A 798-nucleotide genomic window follows, 5' to 3' on the forward strand; every position below is an offset into this window, starting at 1 on the left:
AGCCTCGCTTTATACACCATAACTTATGCGGATTCACTTACAAGGAACTTCAAACTGGAGTTTCGAATAGAAGCAATAACACAAAGAGCATTGCGTTATCTCAGGAGTTCCAAATTGCAATCGAGCTAAGTCGATACTGTGGATTGAGAAGATCAGAAATTATAAGTCTTCGGGTAAACGCAATTTACAAGCCCAGCTCAGAACAGCTGAGAAAGAAATACCTGATCAACGCTGATGGTTTAGCACTTGACCCAAGGGCAGGTGTGGCAACTAAAAATGGGTCGGTAAGAATAGCTGAAATCCCTTCTGAATTGATACAGCAACTCTATGACTATACTAACTCAGCTCGATACATACAGCGCAGGAAACTATATGAGGAAAGCCATCCTGAAGACAAACACAGTCCCCCGCTGCTCTTAAACCAGTTAGGCAAACCATATTCGTCTAAAAGTATAGATGCACGATGGGGTGAGCTAAGAAATGCCGTTAGAAGCGAGCTTCCAAATTTTAGTCATAAATTCCATAATTTACGCTCAACCTATGCTGTTGAAAGATTAAAAGAATTATTGAATTCAGGAATAAAAGAAGGAAAAGCACTCGACTATCTCCAGTCTGTGATGGGGCACAGAAGCAGAGCCACACTGCTGGGCTATCTCAAACTTTCTGAAGAAGTAGTTACGGCTAATGAGATTCATGAAATAGCTACAAACATTATTCTTGATAGCGGTGAATATTAATGGCTTTTCTAAAAGAAACCTGAATCCGTGAGACCGGCCCCCGGAAGCACTTCTAACCCAC

At 41.5% G+C, this 798-nt stretch carries 1 protein-coding gene; it reads left to right on the top strand.

Annotated features, from left to right (window positions below):
• The coding region (locus INT21_RS16830; RefSeq protein ID WP_193085500.1) for a site-specific integrase at positions 1 to 737 on the top strand (737 nt) is incomplete at its 5' end.
• Between the last annotated feature and the right edge of the window lie 61 nt (positions 738 to 798).

Origin of the sequence: Halomonas sp. 3F2F (assembly GCF_014897805.1) — a bacterium.
GTDB lineage: Bacteria > Pseudomonadota > Gammaproteobacteria > Pseudomonadales > Halomonadaceae > Vreelandella.